1 protein-coding gene is annotated in these 264 nt (G+C 32.6%); it reads right to left on the reverse strand.

Going from position 1 to position 264, the window contains the following annotated elements:
- Positions 1-264 (reverse strand): DDE-type integrase/transposase/recombinase (locus tag Q1A46_RS20830; RefSeq protein WP_299683588.1); only part of this gene is annotated, 264 nt, incomplete at both ends.

Genomic DNA, 264 nt, shown 5'->3' on the forward strand with positions numbered 1-264 from the left:
CAAGATTCCATTGATTCTTTCTGCTAGAGCATTTTGATAACAGTCATATCCATCAGTCATTGATGGTTTTATATCTTGTTCTATTAGCTTGTTTTGATATATTGTTGAACAGTATTGTAGTCCTCTGTCAGAATGATGAATCATTGGTCCAGATGTCATCCTATTTTTAATGGCCATAGTTAAAGCCTTAACTACATTTTCTGCACTCATATCATCACTTAAATGATATCCCATAATTTTTCTACTAAAAGCATCGGTTACCAA

Origin of the sequence: uncultured Tenacibaculum sp., assembly GCF_947502995.1 — a bacterium.
GTDB lineage: Bacteria > Bacteroidota > Bacteroidia > Flavobacteriales > Flavobacteriaceae > Polaribacter.